The 7755-nt window shown below is 53.2% G+C and carries 8 protein-coding genes; all 8 read left to right on the top strand.

Annotated elements, in window-relative coordinates; all coding sequences use genetic code 11:
* Positions 1-1306 precede the first annotated feature (1306 nt).
* Positions 1307-1645, top strand: a complete 339-nt coding sequence (locus FYC48_RS27355) for a hypothetical protein (RefSeq protein WP_149499999.1) — start codon at positions 1307-1309, stop codon at positions 1643-1645.
* A 109-nt stretch (positions 1646-1754) separates the two neighbouring features.
* Positions 1755-2237, top strand: coding sequence for a hypothetical protein (locus tag FYC48_RS27350; protein ID WP_149499998.1), 483 nt, complete (start codon positions 1755-1757; stop codon positions 2235-2237).
* A gap of 124 nt (positions 2238-2361) precedes the next feature.
* On the top strand, positions 2362-2658 hold the full coding sequence (locus FYC48_RS27345) for a hypothetical protein (protein ID WP_149499997.1): 297 nt from the start codon (positions 2362-2364) through the stop codon (positions 2656-2658).
* Between the two features lie 154 nt (positions 2659-2812).
* Positions 2813-3232, top strand: a complete 420-nt coding sequence (locus tag FYC48_RS27340; protein WP_149499996.1) for a hypothetical protein — start codon at positions 2813-2815, stop codon at positions 3230-3232.
* Positions 3233-3820: 588 nt separating this feature from the next.
* A complete protein-coding gene (locus tag FYC48_RS27335) occupies positions 3821-4267 on the top strand; it encodes a hypothetical protein (protein ID WP_149499995.1) in 447 nt (148 codons plus the stop codon).
* Positions 4268-4916: 649 nt separating this feature from the next.
* Positions 4917-5384: a hypothetical protein gene (locus FYC48_RS27330; RefSeq protein ID WP_149499994.1), complete on the top strand. Its 468-nt coding sequence runs from the start codon at positions 4917-4919 to the stop codon at positions 5382-5384.
* Positions 5385-5555: 171 nt separating this feature from the next.
* The gene (locus FYC48_RS27325) at positions 5556-5921 is read left to right on the top strand and encodes a hypothetical protein (protein WP_149499993.1); all 366 of its coding nucleotides are present in this window, start codon (positions 5556-5558) and stop codon (positions 5919-5921) included.
* A gap of 91 nt (positions 5922-6012) precedes the next feature.
* Positions 6013-6474, top strand: coding sequence for a hypothetical protein (locus FYC48_RS27320; RefSeq protein ID WP_149499992.1), 462 nt, complete (start codon positions 6013-6015; stop codon positions 6472-6474).
* Positions 6475-7755: the final 1281 nt, after the last annotated feature.

Genomic DNA, 7755 nt, shown 5'->3' with positions numbered 1-7755 from the left:
ACACCACGCTGGCGGCAACCGTAATTCGACGAACCATGTGATGAACGGGAGTCGCGGGCGCTGCTGTTTCCTGAGTTCACGATGTTTGCCCGCGCCCCCGTTATCACCAACGTTCGTCGTGCTTGGTCACGATGGTCTGTTCTTCTAGCTTTGAGTTCGGCTTAACGCACAAGCCGGATAAGGTGACCGCAGTCGGCCCATTGCTTGTTGACGTGACCTCTGTTTCCTGGTGATCGCTCTTGATGTCACGGTTTGATAAACGTTTCCAACACCCAACAATCGCGAACAATGGTTCATGATCCTGTACGCCCATCGTGTCGTCGCGGTGAAGTCTTGGAATCGCCCCAACACTCCGGAATGATTAATCAATCGGATGTCGCTTGAATTCGGTACCACGGTTCGCACACACAATTCTGGTCCCGATCCAGACTGATTGATCGCCCCACGTCAATATGCGATCGCTACAATGAATCACGACCGTCCAGCTTCGCGCCGGCGGCAACCGTAAACCGACGAACAATTCGATGCACGACGAGCCGCCGAGTCGTGGTTTTTGAAGTGGATGATCACTCGCGGCGGCCGCGTGATCGCCAACGTTCGTCTTGCTACTTCACGTTCGTTGGTTCATTCACCTTCGAATGCGGATTTAATCCGACGCCTGTCGTTGTGGCTGGAACTGGGCCCATCGCTTCGTGACGCGCCTTTGTTTCCTGGTGACTTGATGTCACGGGTTGATAGATCATCGTCTCCAATCGGATGATGGCTTGGTGATTCGCAACGCGAATCGCGTCCGTCGTGCCGGATGACTCACGTAGGGGCCCATTGATTGGCAACGGAACATCAGTCGCCTGTTGATCGCACCTGATGTTGCGGTTTTGTTCTCGTTCCTGACTCATCGCACTGATTCATGTACCGGCCCATCCAATGGCAACGGAACCTCTGTCACCTGTTGATCGCATTGGTGTTCACGGTTTGACATCGGAATCCCGCTTGACAATAGGGTCCATTACCACGCAGCGATTGCTACAATGAATTGCGACCGTCCAACTTCTAGCCGGCAGCAATCGTAGCCTGACGAACCATGTGATGAACGGGAGTCGCGGGCGCTGCTGTTTCCTGAGTTTACGATGTTTGGCCACGACCCCGTTATCACCAACGTTATCGCATCGATGAGTTCCACGCACAGTGAACGCTGACCCGAAATTGAACGCGTGCCCAGACTGCGGCGCTCCTGACGTGGTTGGCTTCGGCCAGCGTCAGTTTGCATTGGTCCGAATCAACGCGATGTGACAAATGTGGATGCGTCATGGAAGCCGATGGCTCAGGTTTTCCGCCGGACTCCATTCGACAACACTTGCTCGACACCGGTGGACGCTGGGCCCTGCATGTTGATACGAGTGGTCCTGAAAGAGTTAAAGCATGCAAGATACTTCACTGCGACCTTAATACAACACTTGAAGAAGTTAAACGCATGAAGGATCGTATGCCGGGTATCGTTTACACTGGGACAAGGGCCGAGGCAGAGTGGATGCGTCACCGACTGGAAGATTTCGGATTTTCGGCGAGCGTTCTCCGCGCTGGAGATGATTCCAAAGCGACCAACCTTGATGTTTCAAACGGTTTGCAACGGGGCATGACCGACTGACAAATTGCGATAACAATGCCGTGCACACGAAGGTCGGGAGTCGTGTTTTATTGAAGTGGTCAGTCCATCGCCCGACCTCGGTGACGGCTACCGTTACCCGATTGACAGCATGGACCTAGACGCCATCCGAGAATCGCTATCTAAACTCGATGCGGAGCATCACATGGATTTGGGTGACGCCCGTCCGGAAACCATAGAACGTCTGCAGTCTGTTGGCCTGCCGGAAGACCTCGTCGAACTGGTCACAAAATGCTGGCCACAAACCCCAAACCGAGGACATGCTGGCCCATACGGCTTAGCTGCCTCTGCTCAGCTTGTAACGCCTAACCTCGAAACTGAAATAGCAAATCACGGCCTGTTTTTCTTTTCCAGCGCGGGCAATGGTGATAGCGTCGCCATCGAGGTGAATCTGCCCGACTACCCAGTACTAATCTTCGATCACTCTAATTGGGACAACGATCTGACCGATATGCGGTCGATAGCTGTCGGCCTGGCTTTGACGCTTGATGAGTTCTTCGCCCGTGTTGCCAACGACCCCGAAATGCCCGGAGACTATTGGGATGTACGCTACTCGCTGCATGATAGCGGGTAACCATGAATTGCACGGGAGGACGGGAGTCGTGTTTATTGGTCTACTTGCGAGTCTTTCGCCCGTCCCCCGTGAATTCTACCGTTCTGCGAATTGATCGCTTTTGTGATTGTAAGCCGTATTACTCATGCACACGATCGACGAACTCAAATCCCTCGTGTACGGACGCGGTCGCGGCACTGGCATCAAGATCACTCCTCGTCATTACGATGGTGATAATGGAGAGCAAATTCTCTCGCTTGCGCGGGACACCGCGATGGCAGTGAAGCACCCGCCCGACAAAGAAGATGTCACGATGGTCGAACGCTGTGCTGATTTGTGCGCAGTGCTTGATTTCGATGCGGACGTAGACTCTGTTGCCGATGCTCTAACCCGATATGTACAATCCCGAGTAAAATGGTCCGGGCGTGGCGCGATTGAATAGCCTTGCTGCTGCTTTACTCACACGTCAGAATCGCAGAACCATGAAATGCACAGGAGGACGGAAGTCGCGTTAGTTGGTCTGCTTGCGAGTCTTTCGCCCGTCCCCCGTGATTTCTACCGTTACCCGTCTGAGATGCGATTGAGCTTGTTTCCATATGCCAAAATCCGATGAATTGCTCGCACTTCTGCCGAACGGTGTCGCGTCGTACGAACCACTAGATTTTTCGTGGGAAGGTGTAAAAGAGGCATTTGTATTCACGTCAGCGTTTAATGAGACCTCTTACGCATTGTGGGTCTCGAAATTCGTCCAGCACGTTGAGACAAGGGTCGCTGCTGAAATTACGGTCGATACGGAGGAACACCCGGAACTCGCATACCTCGTCATAAATATCTACGGCGACGAAAAAATTGACATTCATGTTGCGTGGTGTCAGGATGATGATGCGTTTGGCAATTTGAATGCATGGCTTGGATCGCGGCTTCTTAAGAGAATGGTGGATTTGGAATCGCCCAGGACTGCTGGGGTAATTCGTGTCGAGGATCCGTCCGCATTCTTTCCCGACGACCTTGACTGACCGGGTAACAACCGGATGCACGACGAGCCGCCGAGTCGTGGTTTTCGAAGTGGAGGAATGCTCGCGGCGGCCGCGTGATCGCCGACGTTCGTCGTGCTTGGTCACGATGGTCTGTTCTTCTAGCTTTCAATTTTGATCAACGCACAAGCCGGATATGGTGACTGCAGTCGGCCCACCTCATGACGACGCGACCTCTGTTTCCTGTTGATCGCTCTTGATGTCGTGGTTTGGTAAACGTTTCCAACGGCCAACAGTCGGCAGCAATGGTTCGTGATCCTGTACGCCCATCGCGTCGTCGCGGTGGAGTCTTAGAATCGCCCCAACACTCCGGAATGATTAATCGATCGGATGTCGCTTGAATTCGGTACCACGGTTCACACACACTATTCTGGTCCAGATCCAGACTGATTGATCGCCCCAGGTCAACCTGCGATCGCTACAATAGATTAGGACCGTCCAACTCCATACCGGCGGCAACCGTAAATCGACGAACCAAGTGATGAACGGGAGTCGCGGGCGCTGCTGTTTCCTGTGTTCAGGATGTTTGGCCGCGACCCCGTTATCACCAACGTTCCCCGACTGACTCGCATGTTCAACGATTACTCATTCTTCAAATCGACGCTGCCCAGCTACGTTGCGTGCGAACTGCTAGACCCCGCACTGGAACTCGGTTTTCACGCGGCACGGTGGGACACCAACTCATTTCCGGACTTTCGCTCTTTCGTACGCTACACGTTCGGATTTTCGTCAGTGCTTCAACCATATATCTGTGATCCAGAACGTGAGGACTTGCGTGGATGGTTTCAACCAGACACCGCCGACATCGAACGTGCAGACGATCTGCTTGCACGTCGTGCGACGACAAATACCGAAGTGCGCGAATGGATGTGGACGCAATACCCGTTGATCTCAATTCCGTGGCTCACATCCGGCTTGCATTGCAAACTGCTCTCGATTACCGATGGTGAATGGCCTGAAATGCTCGCTCACGATACCGATGGGTTTTTCACCGTATTTGTTGCTGACCTGACTTAAAATGAAGATAAGACGGGGAACAATCGGATGCACGACGAGTCGCCGAGTCGTGGTTAATGAAGTGGAGGATCGCTCGCGGCGACCGCGTGATCCGTACCGTTCTGGCATTGGGTTTGGCGTGACGTGACCCCACGAAACTTTGGAGTTAGGCTGCGGTCTTGCAATGACTGATTCCTCGAACAGCACTTTTTCGATTCGCCTCGTGTTAACACTGATTGGATTCCCGGGCTTTGTTCTTTTTACTCTTCCATTTTATGGGATAGCAAATTCGACTTCAGTGGATGACCGCGTCGAGACGTGTTTTGTCGGATTGATGCTATTCTCCCCGGTGTTCGTGTTGTTGGTTGCGCTTGGCTATTCCGCATGCTCGATGCCGGGGATTTCTCGCAGGGGACGTCTCTTGTCGGCCGTGGTTCTTACCGGATACACGCTATACGGGGGCTGATTGTTTCCGATGATGTTGCGTGGTCCGATCCGAGGTTTTTAATCTCTGTGATATGTTTCCACGATCGCAATTTCGGATTGGCATATTGGATGAGGCCATAACCATCGGATGCGCGACGAGTCGCCGAGTCGCGGTTATTGAAATGGGAGATTGCTCGCGGCGACCGCGTGATCCGTATCGTTACCCCAATCAATTGAACGCTGGATGCGTCGCGTATTTCTGGTCGCTGTGGTTGCCCTCATTGTCGCCGCAGGCGTGTGGGTGACCCGATTCGCCAAAGAAGTAATCGGCATTCCACGTGAAGCATACGCATCTGACTGGACGGCGGTCTTCATCATCGAACACATCCGAACATCTGGCGACTGGCCAGATGGCTGGCACGATCTGCGGGACGAATACGATCGTCTCGCAGTGCCCCAACATTACGCGTGGACGTTTGACGAGCTTCAATCACTCATCAACGTGAACTGGAACTCATCGGTCGACGCGATTCGTGAATCGGATGTGCCGCTCGACAACGTTCGACTGACGAGCGGTCGGCAGGTCAGCTACAATGGCGACCCCGATATACTAATTCATGGCTTCGTGCACACAGGGAATGATCCCCACAGGATCCGACACCGTATCGGAGGGGTGGGGGAACCAGACGATGCACGTGAGCCGCCGAGTTGAGGGCATTGAAGTGGTTAGTCGTTCGCGGCGGCCACGTGATCGTCACCGTTATCCGACCGAATCACAACCATGATCACTTTCGACATCGAACCGAGGATTCGGGCTGGCAGACTCAGTCTTGGCGTTGACCGCGCGATAGCAAGATCCGTTATGACTTCCCTCAATTTCACGATGTCACACTCTCGCGACAACATGGACTACTACGACGAGAATTCGATTCAGCTTGATTTCTTCGATGACGATCTTCTTCACTTCATTGGATTTGCTTACTCGCCGAACTTTGACGTCACTTACCGTGGCATTGACCCGTTTAACCACGATGCGAGCGAACTATTTGATGCAATTAACGAAAACGAGACCGATTCAATACCATTCAACGACTACGATCCACTATTTCGGTCGCAGATCATTGCATTGTGGGATGCACAAGAACAATACGATTACAAAGGCAACCACCAACGATCTGTCTTCGCGACATTTTCGATTGGGGATGAACGCTACCTCAAAGAGATGCTCGCGATCATCGACGGCGGATAACAATCGGATGCACGACGAGTCGGCGAGTCGTGGTTTTTGAAGTGGTTGATCACTCGCGCCGACCGCGTGATCCGTATCATCGTTCTGCAGCATGAATCTGAATGAAGTCGCCATTGCATTGGAACATCGCCTAGACGGGCCCTGTGGATTCGTTGACTTCTTGGCGATGACATGGCAATGCAGCCATGTGCGATTTGTCCGGGGACTTTGGGACGCAGATGACTATTCGCGCGAAGAGACGCTCGCGTGGATTCTCAAACGTGGCGACGAAGACTACAAAGACAACTGGAACGATTCGCTACTGCATTCCCACTGCAGAACTGTTCCCATTGCCGAAATCGCTTCCTCGATCGATGCGCTGACAAAAGAAATCGAAAACAGTGACCACGTAGCCAACCCGCTTCCGCTACCAATCCGACACTCGGACCTGACGAACATTGTCATGCCAGTGAGCATCCAGGGCCTGGCGTTATACGACTACGGACCAACCGCCGTCTATGTTTGGCAACGTCAATCCGAGTTCAACTATCTTGAGATTCACTACGAATCGTGAGACTGCAGAACCATCGGATGCACGACGAGCCGCGGAGTCATCGTTGTTGAAGTGGTTGATCGCACGCCGCGGCCGCGTGATCCGTACCGTTCGTCTTGCTACTTCACGTTCGTTGGTTCATTCACCTTCGAGTGCGGATCAGTTCCGACGCCTGTCGTTGTGGCTGGACTTGGGCCCATTGCTTGTTGACGCAACCTCTGTTTCCTAGTGATCGCTCTTGATGTCACGGTTTGATCGATCATCGTCTCTAATCGGACGATGGCTTGGTGATTCGCAACGCAAGTTACTTTCGCCGTACCGGATGATTCGCGTAGTGGCCCATCGATTGGCAACGGAACAGTAGTCGCCTGTTGATCGCACCTGATGTTGCGGTTTGGCTGTCGCTCCTGGCTCAACCTACTGATTCACACACTGGCCCATCCAATACCGACGATACCTCTGTCGTTCGTTGATCGCTCTTGATGTTACGGTTTGATGTCGGAACTCTGACTGATGTTGACGCTCCGGTCATTCTGAAATTGCTGCAATGATTCTGCGCCGTCCAACTTTCAGCCGGCGGCAACCGTAGGCATGACGAACCATGTGATGAACGGGAGTTGCGGCGCGGTTGATTGCTGAGTTCACGATGCTTGGCCGCAACCCCGTTATCACCAACGTTCGTCGTGCTTGGTCACGTTCGTTGGTTCTTCGATCTTTGAATTCGGATCAACGCACAAGCCGGATAGGGTGACTGCGTTCGGCCCATCGGGTTTTGACGCGACCTCTGTTTCCTGTTGATCGCACTTGATGTCGCGGTTTGGTAAACGTTTCCAACACCTAACAATCGCCAACAATGGTTCGTGATCCTGTACGCCCATCGCGTCGTCGCGGTGGAGTCTTAGAATCGCCCCAACAAGCCGGAATGATTAATCGATCGGATGTCGCTTGAATTCGGTACCGCGGTTCGCACACACTATTCTGGTCCCGATCCAGACTGATTGATCGCCCCACGTCAATCTGCGATCGCTACAATCGATTAGGACCGTCCAACTCCATACCGGCGACAACCGTAAATCGACGAACCAATCGATGCACGACGAGCCGCCGAGTTGGGTTCACTGAAGTGGTGAGTCGTTCGCGGCGGCCACGTGATCGTCACCGTTCGTCGTGCTTGGTCACGCTGGTTGGTCTAACGATCTTTGAATTCGGATCAACGCACAAGCCGGATATGGTGACTGCAGTCGGCCCATCGTTTGTTGACGCGACCTCTGTTTCCTGTTGATCGCTCTTGATGTCGTGGTT

Origin of the sequence: Roseiconus lacunae, assembly GCF_008312935.1 — a bacterium.
GTDB lineage: Bacteria > Planctomycetota > Planctomycetia > Pirellulales > Pirellulaceae > Stieleria > Stieleria lacunae.
This window is presented reverse-complemented; position numbering and strand designations above follow the sequence as displayed.